The following is a 19,581-nucleotide window of genomic DNA, read 5'->3' on the forward strand; positions in this document are numbered from 1 at the left end:
GGCGAGGGTAAGCCGACGAGCCGCTACGAGGCGGTGTTCGACGCGCAGAAGCTTCGTTTTCCCTTGATGATCCGCAATCGGCGGCCGGGCGACCGGATGGCTGTGCTGGGACTAGAAGGGACCAAAAAAGTGCAAGATATGTTCGTCGATGCAAAAATCCCGCCTTCGCAGCGGGAAACCATGCCGATCTTATGCGACGCCGAGGGCAGGCTGCTGTGGATCCCCGGACTCCGGAGAGCCGCACACGCCCTGGTCGGACCGGAGAGCGGGGAGCGAGTACGCATCCGGGTCCGGTTCGCTTGATCGCGCATGCTGGCACTTATATAATCATAAGTATAGCTTACAGTGGGAGGTCCCGTTTTGCTTAATGACATTCAAGAAATCCTGTTCGACGCCGACCAGATCCAGCAGCGTGTAAAAGAACTCGCCGACGAAGTGAGCCGCGACTTTGAAGGGCGCAATCCGCTCGTCATCTGCGTCCTGAAGGGCGCATTCATCTTCATGGCCGATCTGGTAAAGAATATCCATATCCCGCTCGAGCTGGACTTCATGGCGGTATCCAGCTACGGACAATCGACCAAGTCGTCGGGCGTGGTGCGCATCATCAAGGATCTCGATGTGCCGGTCGAGGGTCGCGACGTGCTGATCGTCGAGGACATCATCGACAGCGGTCTGACGCTCAGCTATCTGATCGACGTGCTGGAGCGGCGCAATGCCAAGTCCGTCCACGTCGTCACGTTGTTCGACAAACCGGCTCGCCGCACGGTAGGGCTGGAGGCCGACTATACCGGCTTCAAGCTGCCTGACGAGTTCATCGTCGGCTACGGGCTGGATTATGCGGAGAAGTACCGCAACCTGCCGTTTATCGGCGTACTGCGCGCAGAGATCTATGCCAAGGACTGATGGCAGCCCCTATTCGGGCAGTCCCCATGCCTGTTCTTCCGCCGGTTTGCGTTCTATTGTGGTGGCAAGACCTGCTATGGTAAAATATCTAAAGCGTCTTGAGAGGAGGTAGGGGATGAATCGGATCATCCGCAATACGGGATTTTATTTGCTCATCTTTTTGGTCACAGTGGGGATCGTCCAAGTTCTGAGCAATTCCGGCGATTCAGCTGTCGAGCTGCGATATGACCAGCTGAGCCAAGAGATACAGAACAACAACGTCAACAAACTGACCATCAAATTCGATGATTACACGTATTACATCACGGGGGAATTCAAGACTAAGGCCGAAGATGTCGAGTCTAACAAGTTCTACTCCCGCATTAATGTGGAAGAGTACGCGGTCAAGGAATTGACCGACGCTGCCAAAGCAAATGGGTTGGAGTTCAAGTTCGATCCTATGGATACCCCGAGCTTCTGGCTGACGTTCCTTACCTCAATCATACCTTTTGTGATTATTTTCATCCTGTTCTTCTTCCTGATCAATCAGGCACAAGGCGGCGGCGGCAAAGTGATGAACTTCGGCAAGAGCCGGGCCAAGCTGTATAATGAAGAGAAGAAACGCGTCACCTTTGAGGATGTGGCCGGCGCGGATGAAGAGAAGCAAGAGCTGGTAGAGGTTGTAGAGTTCCTGAAGGACCCGCGCAAGTTCGCTGCGGTAGGCGCACGCATTCCCAAAGGGGTGCTGCTCGTCGGTCCTCCGGGTACAGGTAAGACGTTGCTTGCTCGCGCCGTTGCAGGCGAAGCGGGCGTGCCATTCTTCACAATCTCGGGTTCGGACTTCGTCGAAATGTTCGTCGGGGTCGGCGCATCGCGCGTCAGAGACCTGTTCGAGAACGCCAAGAAGAACGCCCCATGTATTATATTCATCGACGAGATCGACGCGGTCGGCCGTCAGCGCGGCGCCGGACTCGGCGGCGGGCATGACGAGCGCGAGCAGACGCTCAACCAGTTGCTCGTCGAGATGGATGGCTTCGGCGCCAACGAGGGCATTATCATGATTGCCGCGACGAACCGCGCCGATATCCTCGACCCGGCCTTGCTTCGTCCGGGACGCTTCGACCGTCAGATCACGGTCGACCGTCCGGATGTCAAGGGCCGCGAGGCAGTGCTGAAGGTTCACTCCCGCAACAAGCCGATTAGCAAGGACACCAAGATGGATGTCATCGCCAAGCGGACGACGGGCTTCTCCGGCGCCGATCTGGAGAACTTGCTCAACGAAGCGGCGCTCTTGGCTGCTCGTCGCAACTTAAAAGAGATCGGCATGCGAGAAATCGACGACGCGATCGACCGCGTCATCGTCGGCACGGAGAAGAAGAGCCGCGTCATCAGCGACCGCGAGAAGCGGATCGTCGCTTATCACGAGGCGGGCCATACGATCCTCGGCTACTTCCTCGAGCATGCCGATACGGTGCACAAGGTGACGATCATCCCGCGCGGCAGAGCCGGCGGCTACGTCATCATGCTGCCCAAGGAAGACCGGATGCTCGTCACCAAAAATGAATTGCTCGACAAGGTTACCGGCCTGCTCGGCGGACGCGTCGCCGAGGAGCTGTTCATCGGCGAGATCGGCACCGGCGCCTACAGCGACTTCAAGCATGCGACCGGCATCGTCCGCAGCATGATCATGGAGTACGGCATGAGCGAGAAGCTCGGACCGATGCAGTTCGGCAGCTCGCAGCAGGGACAGGTGTTCCTCGGCCGCGATATCGGCCACGAGCAGAACTACTCCGACGCCATCGCCTATGAGATCGACCAGGAGATGCAGCGGTTCATCGGCCAATGCTACGACCGCGCCAAGCAAGTGCTGACCGAGAAGAGCAAAGAGATGCATCTGATCGCGCAGACGCTGCTGGAGGTCGAGACGCTGGAGATCGATCAGATCAAGCGACTGATCGAGACCGGTACGCTGGATCTGCCGCCAGGCTCCGAGCCGCCGGCCGAGCCAGAGGAGACGAAGGGCGAACCGACCGTCGACACCCTTGGCAATGTCAAGGTGCGGATTCAGAAGCGCGAGCCGGGCGAGGATATCCCGACGCCGCCGGACGATACGCTGGGCGGCAACGACGACCCCGACAAAAAATAACATTATCTTTATGTACAAACGCTGCCTTCGCGGGCAGCGTTTTTTGTGTGTTGAGCAAACCCCCCTGAAAGGCGGTTTTAGACGCTGTCAAGGCGCCTCCTAGCATTAAGGATAGCTATGCTGGTCAGTGCTAATCGACACGGCAGGAGGAATGTTTGTCCGTTTATTGACAGCCATTGTTCGGTTGTGTACATTAAAGGTTAACTAATGAATCGTCCGGCTTAAGCCAACACTAACAGCGTGCCGAGGGCACAGTCGCAGCGATGGTTGCAAGTCGATCGACATAGAGGAGAGGATTCATGATGGAGGCTTTGGCTCTCGAGCGCAAGCAGCAACAGAATCAGGAGCTTCGTGAGCGACTGGAGCAACTGAAGAAGGAACGGAACGCCATTATTTTGGCTCACTATTACCAGCGGGACGAGATTCAGGAGGTTGCCGACTTTCGCGGCGATTCGTTCCTGCTAGCTCAGAAAGCAGCCCAGACGGATGCGGACACCATCGTATTTTGCGGCGTCCATTTTATGGGGGAGAGCGCCAAGATCCTGGCGCCGAACAAGACCGTCATCATCCCGGATGAGCGTGCCGGCTGTCCGATGGCCGATATGGTCAATGTCGATGGGTTGCGCAAGCTGAAGGCCCAGCATCCCAATGCCAAGGTCGTCACCTATATCAACTCTTCGGCCGACGTCAAGGCGGAGACTGATATCTGCTGCACCTCGGCCAACGCCGTCAAGGTGGTCAATTCGGTTGATGCCGATGAGATCATCTGGGTGCCGGACAAAAACCTGGGTCACTATGTCCAGCAGAAAACCGACAAAAAAATGATCATCTGGGAAGGCTACTGCAACACGCACGACATGTTGACCGTCAAGGATGTTGAGGAGATGCGTGCCAAGTACCCGAACGCGCAGTTTGTCGTCCATCCCGAGTGCCGCCCGGAGGTTGTCGCGATGGGCGATTTTGTCGGCAGCACGACGGCAATTATCAAATATTGCCGCGAATCGGAGCATCAGGAGTTTATCGTCGGCACCGAAGACGGCACAGGGTATCAACTTCGTCTGGACAGCCCCGGAAAGACCTTCCATTTTGCGACCAAGTACCTGGTCTGCCCGAATATGAAGGTCAACAACCTGAAAAAGCTGGTCAAGTGTCTGGAGACGATGCAGCCGCAAATTTATGTTCCGCCTCATGTCGCGGATCGTGCCCGTTTGTCCCTGGAGCGCATGCTGCAAGTGAAGTAGCATGCGCTGCTTTCTTGCCTGGGAGCAGTTTGGGGCCCAATTAACGGTCGTTTGCAAAGGATTCGAGTATGATTCGAGGCCAATCCCCGTTTTGTGGGATTCATTTAAATAGGACGGCGTAGTCGTTTCACCTTGGGAGGACGATTGATGATATCGAGATATCTCGTGGATTTTACGTTGGACGAGCTGCCTGTTGTGGACAAGGATGTTATCGTCATCGGGGCCGGCATCGCCGGTCTTTTTACCGCGATCAAGGCTAGCGAGCAAGATAAAGTACTGATGATTACCAAAAAATCGCTGCTCGACAGCAACACCCGTTATGCGCAGGGCGGGATCGCTGCGGTCATCTCTGAGGATGACTCGCCGGCTTATCATCGCCAAGATACGCTGCTCGCTGGCGCAGGGCTATGCAGCACGGACGCTGTCAATATCCTGGTCCATGAAGGAACCAAAGGCGTCGAGGATCTTGTGAAAATGGGCACACGGTTCGATCAGGAGAACGGCGAGTTCGCGTTGACCAAGGAAGGCGCGCATAGCCAGCGTCGCATCCTGCACGCCAATGGCGATGCGACGGGCTTTGAGATCGTGCGGGCGTTGTCGGAGAAGACCAAGGATTACCCCAATATCGAGGTGTGGGACGATTGCTTCGTCATCGATCTGATCACGCAAAACGGCGAATGCCTCGGTGCGCTCGTCCAGCGCGACGATGGCAGTCGCCTAATCGTCAAAGGGAAAGCGACGGTGCTGTGCAGCGGCGGCGCAGGTCAACTGTACCGCTATACGACCAATCCGGATGTGGCGACCGGCGACGGCATCGCGATGGCTTACCGGGCGGGAGCGAACATCCAGGACGTCGAGTTCATCCAGTTCCACCCGACCTCGCTCTGCTACCCCGGCGCGCCACGCTTCCTCATCTCGGAGGCGCTGCGCGGCGAGGGTGCGGTATTGCGCAATATCCGGGGCGAGCGCTTCATGGAGCGGTATCATGAGCAGTTGGAGCTGGCGCCGCGCGATATCGTCGCGCGGGCGATCGTCAGCGAGATGGAGGCGACCAAGTCCACCTTTGTCTACATCGATATTACGCATGAGTCTGTGGAGCTGGTGAAGCATCGCTTCCCCAACATCTATCAATTCTGCTTGCAGTATGGACTCGATCTGACCACGGACTGGATCCCGGTGGCCCCGGCTGCGCATTATATGATGGGAGGCGTCAAGACGGATCTGCACGGCGAGACCAACGTCAAGCGGCTGTTCGCCTGCGGCGAATGCTCGTCGACTGGCGTCCATGGCGCCAATCGGCTGGCCAGCAATTCGCTGTCCGAAGCGATCGTCTTCGGCCGTCGCATCGTCGAGCGGATCGGTCAGTTGGATCGACCGACGTTTGAGCCGGAGCAATATGTGGCTGAGCTGCGCAGCATCCAGCCGATCCAGGCCGTTGTCGAGAAGCGGCTGAAGCTGCAGAAGATTATGGTGCGGTATGCCGGTCTGAAGCGGGACGCGCAAGGTCTGGTCAAAGGCCTGGAGGAGCTGAAGCGTCAGCTGTCGATCTTCCAGACGGTGCTGACCAAGCGCGAGGAGTTTGAATTTGCCAATCTGCTCACCTGTGCGATGCTGACCACGCAGGCGGCGCTTGCCCGCGAGGAGAGTCGGGGCGCGCATTATCGCGACGACTTCCCTGAGCGGGACGATCTGCTGTGGCGCAAGCATACGGTGTTGCATAGGGAATACGGAATGACAGAGGAGCGAATCGCCGATGTATGAATGGTCTACATATAATGAGGCGTTGGTCAACCAGATCAAAGGTTGGCTCGCCGAGGACGTAGGCTCGGGGGATATCAGCACCGAGGCGACGATCCCGGCGGGCAGTACGAGCGTAGCCGTCATCCATGCCAAGGAGGACGGCATCATCGCCGGACTGCCGGTGGCGGGGCTGGTCTTCCAGGTGGTAGACCCTGCGTTGACCTTCAAGGCGCTCGTCCAGGAGGGCGAACACATCTCGCGTGGCACCGTCATCGCCGAGGTCGAGGGCAGCACCCATAGCCTGCTCACAGGGGAGCGGCTGGCGCTCAATCTGATGCAGCGGCTCTCGGGCATCGCCACCAAGACACGGAGCTTCGTCGATCGAGTAGGCGAGCTGCCGACCCGGCTCGTCGACACCCGCAAGACGACGCCTGGCCACCGGATGCTGGAGAAGTACGCGGTCCGGGTCGGCGGCGGCGCCAATCACCGGTATGGCCTGTATGACGCGGTGATGATCAAGGATAATCATATCAAGGGCGCTGGCGGCATCACCGCCGCCGTATCGGCTGCGCGCAAGCGGATCCCTCATACGATGAAGATCGAGGTAGAGACCGAGTCAATGGCGCAGATCGGCGAGACGCTCGCAGCAGGCGCCGATATTATCATGCTGGACAATATGGCGCCCGGCGATATGGCAAATGCTGTGAAGCATATTCGGGCCCAAGCGCCCCATGTTATAATCGAGGCCTCAGGCGGCGTGTCACTGGATACGGTGCGCGCGATCGCCGAGACCGGCGTCGATGTCATCTCGGTCGGCGCCCTTACCTATTCCTTCCACTCTCTCGACATCAGTCTGGATCTCGGAAGCAAGAAAGGAGCGGCCGAGTAAGTGATTCTGGTCATGGATGTAGGCAATACCAATGTCGTGCTCGGCATCTACCGAGGCAAGGAGCTGCTGCATCATTGGCGGCTCAGCACGAATCGATCGGCCACTGTCGATGAATACGGCATGTCGATCTATAATCTGTTCCAATACGCACAGATCCGCCTCCAGCAGATCGAGGGTGTGATCATCTCCTCGGTCGTACCGCCGCTTATGCGGACACTCGAGCAGCTGTGTCGTCAATACATCGGCAAGACGCCGCTGATCGTCGGGCCGGGGATCAAGACCGGGCTGAATATAAGGTACGAGAATCCGCGCGAGGTCGGTGCGGATCGGATCGTCAACAGCGTTGCCGCGATTGAGAAATACGGCTCGCCGCTCATCGTCGTCGACTTCGGGACGGCAACGACCTTTGACTATATCGACGAAGGCGGCAATTATCTCGGCGGGGCGATCGTGCCGGGCATCGGCATCTCGACGGAAGCGTTGTACCAGCGCGCCGCCAAGCTGCCGCGCATCGAGCTCGTCAAGCCGCGCAGCGTAATCGGCCGCAATCCCGTCACCTCGATGCAAGCCGGCATCATCTATGGATATGCCGGTCAGGTCGACGGGATCGTCCGCCGCATCCGCAGGGAGTTCGGCGTCGATCCGCGAGTGATCGCGACCGGCGGACTGGCCGATCTGATCGCCTCGGAGTCGGAGGCGATCCATGAGGTCGACCCGCTGCTGACGCTAGAGGGACTGCGTCTCATCTACGAGCGTAATAAGGATTAGAGAAAAATAATAGGAGGAGGGACAAGGATGAACCCGCTTGGAGATACAATACTGAGAGGCACGGCATGGGGGGGCAAGCTGCGCGTCTTTGCCACTCGCACAACTGCGCTGGTGGACGAGCTGAGACGCCGTCACAACACATTGCCGACGGCAACGGCTGCGCTCGGTCGCACGGCGACAGCCGGGGCCATGATGGGCGCGATGCTCAAGGGAGAGGAGCGGCTGACGATTCAGGTCAAGGGCGTAGGCCCGATCGGCCAGATCGTCGTCGATGCCGATGCCGCCGGTCGGGTGCGCGGCTATGTCGACCATCCGGATGTCCACTTGCCCAGCAATGACAAGGGCAAGCTGGATGTCGCGGGGGCTGTCGGCCGTAGCGGCTACATTCATATTATTAAGGATCTGGGGCTGAAGGACCCTTACCGCGGCAGCATCCCGATCGTCTCTGGCGAGCTGGGCGAGGACTTTACGTATTATTTCGCTACGAGCGAGCAGACGCCATCCGCAGTGGGACTAGGTGTGCTCGTCGATACGGATGGCTCTGTGCTGCATGCCGGCGGCTTCATCATCCAGGTGCTGCCGGGGCTCACTGACAGCGAGCTGGATCGGCTGGAGCGGTCGGTCGACGCGATGCCTCCGGTCACGGCGTTGCTCGATCAGGGCGAGTCGCTGGAGGAGATGCTGAAGTTCGCTGTAGGCGATGAACTGCAGATTCATGAGACGTTGCCGGTCGAATTTGCCTGCAATTGCTCCGTCGAGCGAGTCGAGCGAACCTTGATCAGCATGGGCGAGTCCGAGCTTCAACAAGTGATTGAGGAGGACGGTCAGGCCGAGGTTCTGTGCCATTTTTGCAATGAAGCCTACAGGTTTGACCGCACGCATCTCCTGGCGCTGCTCGATCAAGCCAAGCCGAAGCCGATGCATTAGAGCGGGGGCCAGTGATGACTAACCCCAAAGTGGTAAGAGGTCTGGTCGCGATGCAGGCGATCTGCATGATCGTGCTGACCGTCGTCATCATCACGCAAGTGATGCCGCTCGGCATCAAGGTCGAGTCCGGCGCTGATCCCAATCAGACAGGCAGCGGCGACCCGGAGCCGCCGGCAGAGGGCGGGTATCCCGCCGGCACAGTCATCGCCACGGTTGGCGAGGAGCCGATCACGCTCGCTGACCTGCATCAGCAGCTGACGATGCAGTACGGACAGGACGTGCTGCGCACGATGATGGTCCGCCACGCGATCCGCATGGAGTCGGAGGAGAGCGGCCTCGAGGTCACAGGCGAGGAGCTGGAGCGCGAGCTGCAGCAGCTGGCCGCCGGGTATGAGAGCAAGGAGGACTTCTACCTTGCGATGGAGGAGCAGCTTGGGCTGTCCAAGGAGGATGTCCATCGCGATCTTCAGTACAAGCTCCTGCTGGAGAAGATCGCGATCCGCGACATCCCGGTCTCCGACAGGGCGGTCGAAGAGTATCTCGAGGACAATCAGGATCAGTACGAGCCGCGTACCCGGGTAAGGCTGTCCTGGATCGTCACCGAATCGCGCCGCCTCGCGGAGCAAGCGATCGACGAAGCTGCTGCGGGAGCGGACTTCGCTACGCTGGCGGCTAACTACTCGATCGATGAGTTTACCGCCGATCAGGGCGGCGATATGGGGATGATCGAGATGGACGACCCGTTCGTCGAGCCGCAGGTGCTCGAGGCGGTAGCCGACCTGGCGCCCGGCGATCTGGCCGGTCCGCTGAAGGTGGATGCCGGCTACGCCGTTATCCGCCTCGCCGAGCGGCGCGTCAACATCCAGCCGGACCAGCGGACGATCCGCGAGATGGTTCGCAAGCAACTGGCATTATCCGTGGCGAAGCCGCTGCCTCAGGTGGAGGATGAGCTCCTGCTCAAATACGACGCTTCGTTATTTCCGTTAAAGCCATAAATCGCAGCATTTTAAAGCATTTCCTATTGACAACTGATGGTTGCCATTGTTAAGATAAAGACAGCAAAAACCAACTGAATTAGTCGGAAATAGGGAGGCACTTCATATTATGGCGAGAATCGTACAAAACGTAACTGAATTGATCGGCGACACGCCGCTCGTGCGCTTGAACCGTCTTGTTCCCGAAGGCAGCGCAGAGATCTATGTCAAGCTGGAGTATCAGAACCCGGGCGCCAGCGTCAAGGACCGGATCGCGATCAGCATGATCGAGGTTGCAGAGCAGGAAGGGCTGATCAAGCCAGGCGACACTATCGTCGAGCCGACCAGCGGCAATACCGGAATCGGTCTGGCGCTCGTAGCAGCGGCCAAGGGCTATAAGGCGGTCCTTGTCATGCCAGAGACGATGAGCATCGAGCGGCGCAACCTGTTGCGCGCTTACGGCGCGGAGATCGTCCTCACGCCGGGCTCTGAGGGGATGAACGGCGCGGTCAAGAAAGCCGAAGAGATCCAGCAGGAGAAGGGCTACTTCATGCCGCAGCAGTTCAAAAACCAGGCGAACGTAAAGATCCACCGCGAGACGACAGGACCGGAAATCGTCGAAGCGATCAACTCGCTCGACGGCAAGCTCGACGCCTTCGTCGCAGGTATCGGCACCGGCGGCACGATCAGCGGCGCTGGCGAAGTGCTGAAGGAGAACTTCCCGGGCATCAAGGTCTATGCAGTCGAGCCGGCGGCTTCGCCGATCCTCTCCGGCGGCAAGCCGGGCCCGCACAAGATCCAGGGTATCGGCGCAAACTTCGTGCCTGACATTCTGAATCGCGAGATCTACGACGAGGTCATCACCGTCGACAACGAAGAGGCATTCGAGCATGCGCGTCGCGCAGCCAAGGAAGAGGGCATCCTCTGCGGCATCTCCTCCGGCGCAGCGATCCTCGCAGCGCTCAAGGTCGCCAAGGAGCTGGGCGAAGGCAAGCGCGTGGTTGCCATCGTGCCGAGCAATGGCGAGCGCTACCTGAGCACGCCGCTCTTCAACTTCGAGAACTAAATCATCAACAAGCGCCAGCGTGCGGGCAACCGAGCGTCAGGCACTTGCTTGATACGGACAGAGCGTCCTTCCGGCTGAGGCCGGAAGGGCTCTTTTCTTTTGGCTCAATATAAGCTACTATAAGTGACAACAAAACGCGCTGCGCCAACATTGACATCGTTTGGTAGGTGTGCAGCGCAAGCAGGGTTGGAGGATCTCGGATGAACGATACGCCGTTATCGAAGTGGGAGCGCTGGCATCAGAGCGGGCAGTATACGATGCTCCCTTATATAGACCGGCTTCCGCTGGAGCCAGGTGCGACGCGGGCGCACAGCTGGACCCGTGCCTGGCAGGCGGCGGCCGACTACGCTCTCGTACTGGAGAGCGGCAAGGATGGACGGTATACGTACCTCGGCCTGCAGCCGAGCTCGATCATCCGGGGCAAGGATCAGACCGCCTGGGTGCAGGACGCTGGCGATGCCGAGCCTGCGATGATGGAGGGGCCGCCGCTTGAGACCGTGCGTCGCTGGATGGCGCCGTATGTCGCGCCTGCGGTAGAGGCTGCGCCGCCCTTCATCGGCGGCTGCGCCGGCCTGTGGTCCTACGACATCGTCCGCTCGATCGAGACGCTGCCGGTGCAGGCGGCGGACGATCTCGGGCTGCCCGACTATCTGCTGCTGCGACTGGACGAGCTATGGATCATCGATCATGAGGCCGCACAGCTATACTGCGTCGTCCATAGCCAGGTCGCGCCGGAGGCAGACCCGTCGGCGCTGCGCGCCGCGCATACAGCGGCGGCTGCACAGGCGGAGCGGATGCTGGCGCTATGGCGCCAGGTCGTCGCAGTCGATGCGGCGGATACGGCGCTGCGCGAGCGCCGTCAGGCATTGATCGCCAGCGATCCGACGCCGATCGACGTCGAGGCGATGGACAGCATCCAGACCCCATTCTCGCGCGAGCAATTCGTCGACGCCGTGCGCCGCATCCAGGCGTATATCGCGGCAGGCGACGTGTTCCAGGTCAATCTCTCGGTCCGTCAGAGCCGGGATGTGCTAGCGTCGCCGGAGGAGCTGTATGAGTGGCTGCGCCTCTTCAATCCCTCGCCCTACATGGGGATGCTGCGCTGCCCGGACTTCCAGCTCGTCAGCGCGTCGCCGGAGCTGCTCGTGCAATCGCGCGGCGGCCGACTGTCGGCGCGTCCGATCGCCGGCACGCGGCGGCGAGGGCGGGACGAGGCGGAGGATCTGCGGATGGCGGAGGAGCTGCTCTCTAGCGACAAGGAGCGGGCCGAGCATATTATGCTCGTCGATCTGGAGCGCAACGATCTCGGTCGGATCTCCGCCTATGGCTCGGTGCGAGTAAGCGAGCTGCTCGTCATCGAACGTTACTCCCACGTGATGCATCTCGTGTCGCAGGTGGAGGGCCGGCTGGCCGAGGGCAAGGATGCGTATGACGTCATCGCTGCGACCTTCCCGGGCGGCACGATCACAGGCGCGCCGAAGATCCGGACGATGGAGATCATCGAGGAGCTGGAGCCGGTGCGGCGCGGGCCGTACACGGGCTCGCTCGGGTATATCGGTTATAATGGTGACATGGAGTTCAATATTATCATCCGGACGATGGTGGTCCAGGACGGTCAGGTCCATATCCAGGCAGGCGCGGGCATCGTCATCGACTCGGACCCGGAGCGAGAGTATCGCGAGTCGCTCAACAAGGCCAAGGCGCTATGGAAGGCAATCCAGTACAGCGAACGGCTCGTCCGCGAGCAGGCAGGCGCGCCTACCTAGACAACATTCATGTCAAAGGATAGCGGCAGCACTACAAATACGAATTAAGGGGTGGAGACGATGATCCTGGTCATCGACAATTACGATTCATTTACGTACAATCTGGTGCAGTATCTGGGCGAACTCGGCGGCGACATCGTCGTCAAGCGCAATGACGAGATCGACCTGGAGGGCATTCGCGAGCTGGCGCCGGACCATATCCTCATCTCGCCGGGGCCTTGCACGCCCAATGAAGCGGGCATCAGTCTATCACTGATCGAGCGATTCAAGGGCGAGATCCCGATCTTCGGCGTCTGCCTTGGCCACCAGTCGATCGGCCAGGCGTTCGGCGGCGACGTCATCCGCGCCGAGCAGCTCATGCACGGCAAGACGTCGGAGATCCACCACGACGGCAAGTCGATCTTCGCCGGCTTGCCGTCGCCGTTCGTCGCCACGCGCTACCACTCCCTGATCGTCAAGCGGGAGACGTTGCCGGACTGTCTCGAGATTACAGCGGAGACGGCTCAGGGCGAGATTATGGGCTTGCGGCACAAGACGTACCCGATCGAGGGGGTACAGTTCCATCCGGAGTCGATCATTACCGAGCATGGCTTGACGATGCTGCGCAATTTCCTGTCGATGCACGCTGGAGCCGCGCGATGAAGGTAGGCCGCGACGGCCAGGTCGTCGAGGCCGGAGAGGCCGTGATCTCGGTGTTCGATCACGGCTTTTTGTACGGGATGGGATTGTTCGAGACGTTCCGCACCTACGGCGGCCGGCCCTACTTGCTGGAGCGGCATCTGGAGCGACTGGCTGCGGGCTGCGCGGAGCTGGGTATCCGGTTCGGATGGACGGCGACGCAGGTGGAGGAGTGGCTCGCTGAGGTACTGGCGGCCAATGGTCTGGCCGAGGGCTATGTCCGGCTGACCGTAACCGCTGGCGAGGCGGACCTCGGCCTGCCTGCGGGCGACTACGACTCGCCGCATGTGCTGCTGCTCGTGAAGCCGCTACCGGAGCTGCCGCCATCGCTCTATGAGCAGGGCAAGCAGCTATGGCGGCTGGCGCTGCCGCGCAACACGCCGGAGGGCGAGCAGCGGCTCAAGTCGCTGCATTATATGAACAATATCCTCGCCAAGCGCGAGCTGTCGGCGAGCGGCGCGGCTCCAGGGGCCGAGGGCATGATGCTGACGCGCGACGGCTGGCTCGCCGAGGGTATCGTCAGCAATCTGTTCTTCTGCCGCGAGGGACAGCTCTATACGCCGTCGCTGGACACCGGCATCCTGCCGGGCGTCACCCGGGCGCGTGTGTTGGCGCTGGCGACGACGCTTGGTCTGCCGACAGAGGAGGGCAAGTACACCTGGGCCGAGCTGCTCGCGGCCGATGAAGTATTCCTGACCAACTCGATCCAGGAGCTGGTGCCGGTCACGTCGCTGGCCGATCCGGACGGTGTGGTCGAGGTTGGCGGCGGGCGTGTCGGCGCCTGGACGCAGCGGCTGCTCGCCGCTTATCGGGCGGAGACGGAGGAGATAAGATGAAGACGACGATCGCTTATCGCGATTACGAGTGGCCGGACGGCGTCCGTCTGCAGCTTGGACGGCGGACGCTGATCATGGGCATTCTGAATATTACGCCGGACTCCTTTTCGGATGGCGGGCGGTATACGGCGGTGGAGTCTGCCGTCGAGCAGGCTCGCCGGATGGTGGAGGCGGGCGCTGATCTGATCGACATCGGCGGCGAGTCGACGCGTCCGGGCAGCGAGCCAGTGTCGCTCGAGGAGGAGCTGCGCCGCGTGGTGCCGGTCATCGAGGCGCTGCGCGCGGAGCTGCCGGAGCTGCCGCTGTCGATCGACACCTACAAGGCGGAGACGGCGCGTCAGGCGCTGACCGCAGGCGCGCATATTATCAATGATATATGGGGCTTGAAGGGCGATGATCAGATGGCCCGGGTCGCGGCCGAGAGCGGTTGTCCGGTCATCCTGAGCCATAATCGCCTGGCGCGCGACTATGAGGCGCTAGTGCCCGATGTGATCGCCGATCTGCGGGAGAGCGTGCGGCTGGCGCGGACTGCTGGTGTAGCGGAGTCGCATATTTGGCTCGATCCGGGGATCGGCTTTGCCAAGACGTATGAGGATAATGTGGCGCTGATGGGCGCGCTCGACCAGCTGACGGCGCTCGGCTATCCGGTGCTGCTCGGCACCTCGCGCAAGCGATTCATCCAGCAGACGCTGGGCCGGCCTGCGGGGGAGGTCGTGATGGGCACCGCCGCGACTGTGGTGATGGGCATCATGCAGGGCTGCCAATTGATGCGCGTCCATGACGTGGCCGAGATGAGCCAGGCCGCGCGGATGGCCGACCGGATCGTCTATAGCGACGCTTCGCAGATGTGAGTGAGACTTGGACAACCGCGCTCGGAAGATCGTTGTTAGGCAGGCAGTCTGTAAGACGACTTATTAGACAAGAGAGGTGATCTTGATGGATCGCATGACACTTAGAGGGATGGAGTTTTTTGGCTATCACGGCGTCATCCCCGAAGAGAATAAGCTCGGTCAGCGGTTCCGGGTGGAGCTGGAGCTGCGGCTCGACCTGCGCGAGGCGGCGGCAAGCGACGACATCGGGGCTAGCGTGAACTATGCCGAGGTGCACGCGCTGGTCAAGGAAGTGGTGGAAGGGCCGCCCAGCAAGCTGATCGAGGCGCTGGCGGGTCGTATTGCATCTCGTGTGCTGGACACTTATACTATGGTAAATGAAGCGACGGTGCGTGTGACCAAGCCGCATCCGCCGTTCGACATCCACTTCGACGGGGTCGTCGTCGAGCTGTCGAGGAAGCGGGATGCCGATGGCCGGATCGTGGCTTCGTGGAGCTGATAGCCAGATGGGATCACGCGAACTGAACCGGACGGCATATATCGCCTTGGGCTCCAATCTGGGCGATCGGGAGCGTCTGCTGCGGCAGGCGCTGGACGCACTTGACGCATTGGAGGAGATCCGCGTGCTGCGGCTGTCCGGCATCTACGAGACAGACCCGGTCGGGTATACGGATCAGCCTGCTTTTTTGAACATGACCGCCGCTCTGGCCACCTCGCTGCAGCCGCTCACGCTGCTGGAGAGGCTGCTGGAGATCGAGCTTCGGCTCGGTCGGGTGCGCGAGGAGCGCTGGGGGCCACGCACGATCGATCTCGATCTGCTCTACTACGAAGGTGTGGCGATGCATACCGATACCCTCATCCTGCCCCATCCCCGGATGATGGAGCGGACCTTCGTCCTGGTGCCCCTGCTGGAGACACTGGCGGACGACGCAGCGGCCGCGCCGCTGCGAGGCGCGGTGTCGGAGGCCGTGCGGCAGCTGGGAAAGGAAGGCATGACACGATGGAATACGAACAACTGGCCGGACGGCTCCGAGCTTTCCGGAAATTAAAGGGCTACACCCAGCATCAGCTCGCCGAGCGGATGGGCGTCTCGGTAGCGGTCCTGGGCTCGCTGGAGCGAGGGACACGCACGCCGCAGGTCAAGCTGCTCGAGCATATCGCCGCCGCGCTCGAGGTCCGCTATGAGGAGCTGATCGGCGACACGTACCCTGCGGGCAAGCTGCCGCAGGCAGACAAGGAAGGGAGTTAAGGAGAGCATGCTGCAAATCGGACACATCCAGATGAAAAACAAAGTCGTGCTGGCGCCGATGGCAGGCGTGTGCAATCCGGCCTTTCGTCTGATCGCCAAGGAATTCGGCTGCGGCCTCGTCTGCGCGGAGATGGTCAGCGACAAGGCGATCCTGCACGGCAATAAACGGACGATGGAGATGCTCTATGTTGATGAAAGGGAAAAGCCGCTCAGCCTGCAGATCTTCGGGGGCGACCGGGCGACGCTCGTCGAAGCGGCCCGAATCGTCGACAAGCAGACCAATGCCGATATTATCGATATCAACATGGGCTGTCCCGTGCCGAAGGTGACCAAGTGCGACGCCGGCGCTCGCTGGCTGCTCGATCCGAACAAGATCTACGAGATGGTGTCGGCCGTCGTCGATGTCGTCGACAAGCCAGTCACGGTCAAGATGCGGATCGGCTGGGACAGCGAGCACATCTACGCGGTCGAGAATGCACAGGCTGTCGAGCGTGCCGGCGGGCAAGCGGTGAGCGTACACGGACGGACGCGCGAGCAGCAGTATACCGGCCATGCCAACTGGGATATTATAAAGGACGTCAAGGCAGCCGTATCCATCCCGGTCATCGGCAACGGCGATATCTTCTCGCCGGAGGACGCGCAGCGCATCCTCGACCATACCGGCTGCGACGGCGTGATGATCGGCCGGGGGGCGCTCGGCAATCCGTGGATGCTCTATCGTACGGTGCACTATCTGACGAGCGGCGAGCTGCCCCCGGACCCGACGCCGACCGACAAGATGAAGATCGCGATCCTCCATATGGACCGGCTGATCGCCCTGCGCGGCGAGGCGGTCGCCGTCCGCGAGATGCGCAAGCATCTGGCCTGGTATCTGAAGGGGCTGCCTGGCGCGGCGCGCATCAAGGATCAGATCATGGAGGAGACGACCCGCGACAAGCTGGTGGCGATCATGGGCGGGTACATCGACTCGCTCGAGGAGAAGGCGGTTGAGCCCGTCGCCTCCTCGCCGGTGCAGGATCATAAGGTGACGTATTAATGGGCAGAGGATGTCTGCTTGCGCCTGGAGTGGTCTTTGCGGGACAGCGACGGAGGACGGAGATTGGTTGAGGCTGGCTTTGATTGACATTTGAGGTCCCTTGCCATATAATCATCCAATAGTATTTCTGCCCTGCCTGGCGGCGCCCTCGAGCGACAGTCTGGCGAGGGAGATTAAACCGACAGCCGGGCTTCGTGTCATTACGGGTTCTGAATGTAATATATTAAATATCAGTGAATTCATACACGGTATGAAAATATGTCACACGACAGGAGAATCAGTAAGATGAACGACAAGGAAATCATCCTTACTCAAGACGGGCTTAAGAAATTGGAAGAGGAACTGGAAACGCTCAAGTCAGTCAAACGTCGTGAAGTCGCTGAGCGGATCAAGGTAGCTATCGGTTATGGGGATATTAGCGAGAACTCCGAATACGAGGACGCCAAAAACGAGCAAGCGTTTATCGAAGGGCGGATTATCACCCTCGAGAAGATGCTGCGCAATGCCCGGATCATCAATAATGACGAGGTCGACATCGACACGGTTAGCATCGGCGCTACAGTAATCGTAGAGGATCTGGAGTTCAAGGACCAGATGGAGTACACGATCGTAGGCACGGCTGAGGCCGACCCGCTGCAAAACAAGATCTCCAATGAAAGTCCTGTAGGTCGGGCGATTCTGGGCAAGGAAAAAGGCACAATCGTGGATGTGAATGTGCCTGCTGGCGTGATCAAATATAAAATTTTGGATATTAAAAAGTAAGTTTTGCGCGCTTGCACTGGAAAGCTTCCTTGACGGAGGCTTTTTTTGCAAAAAACATGAGTAAGCGTCTGAGCGGTGCAGCGCGACGGTTGATGAACAAGGAGATGAATGAAGTGGCACAAGACAATCAAGAGCAGACGACAACGCAGGAACAGGAGCTTAGCGAGCTGCTGCAGATCCGTCGGGACAAGCTCGATGAGCTGCGCGGACTGGGTGTAGACCCGTTCGGCAAAAAATTCGTCCGTACGCATCAAGCGGCAGAGATCCTCGCAGCCTATGGCGAAGCAAGCAAGGAGGAGCTGGAGGCGCAGGAGCATGAGGTCCGTGTGGCGGGTCGAATCATGCAAAAGCGCGTCATGGGCAAGGCAAGCTTCGCCCATATCCAGGACCTGAGCGGCAAAATCCAGCTGTACGTCCGTCAGGACGCGCTGCCGGAGAACATCTACAAAGCCTTCAACCTGCTCGATATCGGCGATATGGTCGGCGTGCGCGGCGTCGTATTCAAGACCAAGACCGGTGAGACGACCGTGAAGGCGCTGGAGCTGGAGGTCCTCACCAAATCGCTGCTGCCGCTGCCAGAGAAGTACCACGGTCTGAAGGATGTGGAGCTGCGCTATCGTCAGCGTTATGTCGATCTGATCATGAATCCGGATGTGCAGCAGACATTCATTACCCGCTCGCGGATCATCCAGTCGATGCGTCGTTATCTCGATGCGCGCGGTTACCTCGAGGTCGAGACGCCAACGCTCCATACGATCGCAGGCGGCGCGGCGGCGCGGCCGTTCATTACCCATCACAATGCGCTCGACATGCAGCTGTATATGCGGATCGCCATCGAGCTGCATCTGAAGCGGCTGATCGTCGGTGGACTGGAGAAGGTGTATGAGATCGGACGCGTCTATCGCAACGAAGGCATCTCCACACGACATAACCCGGAGTTCACGATGATCGAGTTGTATGAGGCGTATGCCGACTACGAGGACATCATGGAGTTGACCGAGCGGATGGTCGTACACATCGCTGAGGAGGTACTGGGGACGACGACGATCGATTACCAGGGCCAACAGGTCGAGCTCGGTCAGCCTTGGCGTCGCGTCTCGATGGTCGATCTGGTCAAGGAAGCGACCGGCGTCGATTTCAGCGCCGAGATGACCGACCAGGAGGCGCATGAGCTGGCCAAAGTGCATAAGGTCCAGGTCGATCCGCATATGACGCAAGGTCATATCTTGAACAACTTCTTCGAGACGTTCGTCGAGCACACGCTCATTCAGCCGACGTTCGTGACCGGACACCCGGTGGCGATCTCGCCGCTGGCGAAGAAAAACGATCGCGATCCGCGCTTCACGGACCGCTTCGAGCTGTTCATCGTCGCTCGCGAGCACGCCAATGCCTTCACCGAGCTCAACGATCCGATCGACCAACGCCAGCGCTTTGAGGCGCAGCTGGTGGAGAAGGAGCATGGCAACGACGAGGCGCACGAGATGGACGAGGATTTCATCCGTGCGCTCGAGTATGGCATGCCGCCGACCGGGGGCCTGGGCATCGGCATCGACCGTCTGGTGATGCTGCTCACGGACGCGCCGTCGATCCGCGACGTCCTGCTCTTCCCGCATATGCGCGATCGCTCGCACGATTGACGCGTACGATTAAGCTAAGAAGTTTATAGGAGCTGTCCGAGACCTGTTCTCGGGCAGCTTTTCTGTTTTCTCTATGCTAGGGCGTGTTTGCAAACCCGCTCAGGGGCATCTTAGGCCGCCTTTCCGCCCCCTGCGGCGTCACTTTTGCTTGCCG

20 protein-coding genes are annotated in these 19,581 nt (G+C 59.9%); all 20 read left to right on the top strand.

The genetic code is table 11. The features are described from left to right. Window positions 1–303, top strand: a 303-nt coding sequence (tilS, locus tag PA598K_RS32250; RefSeq protein WP_148092025.1) for a tRNA lysidine(34) synthetase TilS, incomplete at its 5' end; no start/stop codon positions are given. A gap of 57 nt (window positions 304–360) precedes the next feature. Further along, window positions 361–903, top strand: a complete 543-nt coding sequence (gene hpt / locus PA598K_RS32255) for a hypoxanthine phosphoribosyltransferase (protein WP_128660861.1) — start codon at window positions 361–363, stop codon at window positions 901–903. A 115-nt stretch (window positions 904–1,018) separates the two neighbouring features. Continuing rightward, the gene (ftsH, locus tag PA598K_RS32260) at window positions 1,019–3,028 is read left to right on the top strand and encodes an ATP-dependent zinc metalloprotease FtsH (protein ID WP_128660862.1); all 2,010 of its coding nucleotides are present in this window, start codon (window positions 1,019–1,021) and stop codon (window positions 3,026–3,028) included. A 302-nt stretch (window positions 3,029–3,330) separates the two neighbouring features. Then, window positions 3,331–4,269, top strand: a complete 939-nt coding sequence (gene nadA / locus PA598K_RS32265) for a quinolinate synthase NadA (RefSeq protein ID WP_128660879.1) — start codon at window positions 3,331–3,333, stop codon at window positions 4,267–4,269. Between the two features lie 147 nt (window positions 4,270–4,416). After that, window positions 4,417–6,030: an L-aspartate oxidase gene (gene nadB / locus PA598K_RS32270; RefSeq protein ID WP_128660863.1), complete on the top strand. Its 1,614-nt coding sequence runs from the start codon at window positions 4,417–4,419 to the stop codon at window positions 6,028–6,030. Then, on the top strand, window positions 6,023–6,898 hold the full coding sequence (nadC, locus tag PA598K_RS32275; protein WP_128660864.1) for a carboxylating nicotinate-nucleotide diphosphorylase: 876 nt from the start codon (window positions 6,023–6,025) through the stop codon (window positions 6,896–6,898). The genes nadB and nadC overlap by 8 nt, the downstream gene beginning before the upstream one ends. Further along, window positions 6,899–7,666 (top strand): type III pantothenate kinase, encoded by a 768-nt coding sequence (locus tag PA598K_RS32280; RefSeq protein WP_128660865.1) that lies wholly within the window; start codon window positions 6,899–6,901, stop codon window positions 7,664–7,666. Between the two features lie 27 nt (window positions 7,667–7,693). Beyond that, a complete protein-coding gene (gene hslO, locus PA598K_RS32285; protein ID WP_128660866.1) occupies window positions 7,694–8,593 on the top strand; it encodes an Hsp33 family molecular chaperone HslO in 900 nt (299 codons plus the stop codon). 14 nt (window positions 8,594–8,607) lie between these two features. Next, on the top strand, window positions 8,608–9,588 hold the full coding sequence (locus tag PA598K_RS32290) for a peptidyl-prolyl cis-trans isomerase (protein WP_128660867.1): 981 nt from the start codon (window positions 8,608–8,610) through the stop codon (window positions 9,586–9,588). A gap of 109 nt (window positions 9,589–9,697) precedes the next feature. Then, on the top strand, window positions 9,698–10,633 hold the full coding sequence (cysK, locus tag PA598K_RS32295) for a cysteine synthase A (protein ID WP_128660868.1): 936 nt from the start codon (window positions 9,698–9,700) through the stop codon (window positions 10,631–10,633). A gap of 200 nt (window positions 10,634–10,833) precedes the next feature. Next, entirely contained in the window at window positions 10,834–12,399 is a 1,566-nt protein-coding gene (locus tag PA598K_RS32300; RefSeq protein WP_128660869.1) for an anthranilate synthase component I family protein, read from the top strand. Between the two features lie 60 nt (window positions 12,400–12,459). Beyond that, on the top strand, window positions 12,460–13,041 hold the full coding sequence (gene pabA, locus PA598K_RS32305) for an aminodeoxychorismate/anthranilate synthase component II (RefSeq protein WP_128660870.1): 582 nt from the start codon (window positions 12,460–12,462) through the stop codon (window positions 13,039–13,041). Then, window positions 13,038–13,913, top strand: coding sequence for an aminotransferase class IV (locus PA598K_RS32310; protein ID WP_128660871.1), 876 nt, complete (start codon window positions 13,038–13,040; stop codon window positions 13,911–13,913). Before pabA ends, PA598K_RS32310 begins: the two co-directional genes overlap by 4 nt. Further along, a complete protein-coding gene (gene folP / locus PA598K_RS32315) occupies window positions 13,910–14,764 on the top strand; it encodes a dihydropteroate synthase (RefSeq protein WP_128660872.1) in 855 nt (284 codons plus the stop codon). Before PA598K_RS32310 ends, folP begins: the two co-directional genes overlap by 4 nt. Before the next feature lie 85 nt (window positions 14,765–14,849). Next, complete coding sequence (gene folB, locus PA598K_RS32320; RefSeq protein WP_128660873.1) at window positions 14,850–15,242, top strand: dihydroneopterin aldolase; 393 nt, start codon at window positions 14,850–14,852, stop codon at window positions 15,240–15,242. A 7-nt stretch (window positions 15,243–15,249) separates the two neighbouring features. After that, window positions 15,250–15,792 (top strand): 2-amino-4-hydroxy-6-hydroxymethyldihydropteridine diphosphokinase, encoded by a 543-nt coding sequence (gene folK, locus PA598K_RS32325; RefSeq protein WP_128660874.1) that lies wholly within the window; start codon window positions 15,250–15,252, stop codon window positions 15,790–15,792. Beyond that, window positions 15,744–15,992 (top strand): helix-turn-helix domain-containing protein, encoded by a 249-nt coding sequence (locus PA598K_RS32330; protein ID WP_128660875.1) that lies wholly within the window; start codon window positions 15,744–15,746, stop codon window positions 15,990–15,992. The genes folK and PA598K_RS32330 overlap by 49 nt, the downstream gene beginning before the upstream one ends. A 7-nt stretch (window positions 15,993–15,999) precedes the next feature. Beyond that, entirely contained in the window at window positions 16,000–17,028 is a 1,029-nt protein-coding gene (dusB, locus tag PA598K_RS32335; RefSeq protein ID WP_128660876.1) for a tRNA dihydrouridine synthase DusB, read from the top strand. Between the two features lie 285 nt (window positions 17,029–17,313). After that, entirely contained in the window at window positions 17,314–17,790 is a 477-nt protein-coding gene (gene greA / locus PA598K_RS32340) for a transcription elongation factor GreA (protein ID WP_128660877.1), read from the top strand. A 104-nt stretch (window positions 17,791–17,894) separates the two neighbouring features. Further along, the gene (gene lysS / locus PA598K_RS32345) at window positions 17,895–19,427 is read left to right on the top strand and encodes a lysine--tRNA ligase (RefSeq protein WP_128660880.1); all 1,533 of its coding nucleotides are present in this window, start codon (window positions 17,895–17,897) and stop codon (window positions 19,425–19,427) included. The last annotated feature ends 154 nt before the right edge of the window (window positions 19,428–19,581 follow it).

It is taken from the genome of Paenibacillus sp. 598K, assembly GCF_003851045.1.
Taxonomy (GTDB): Bacteria; Bacillota; Bacilli; order Paenibacillales; family Paenibacillaceae; genus Paenibacillus_D.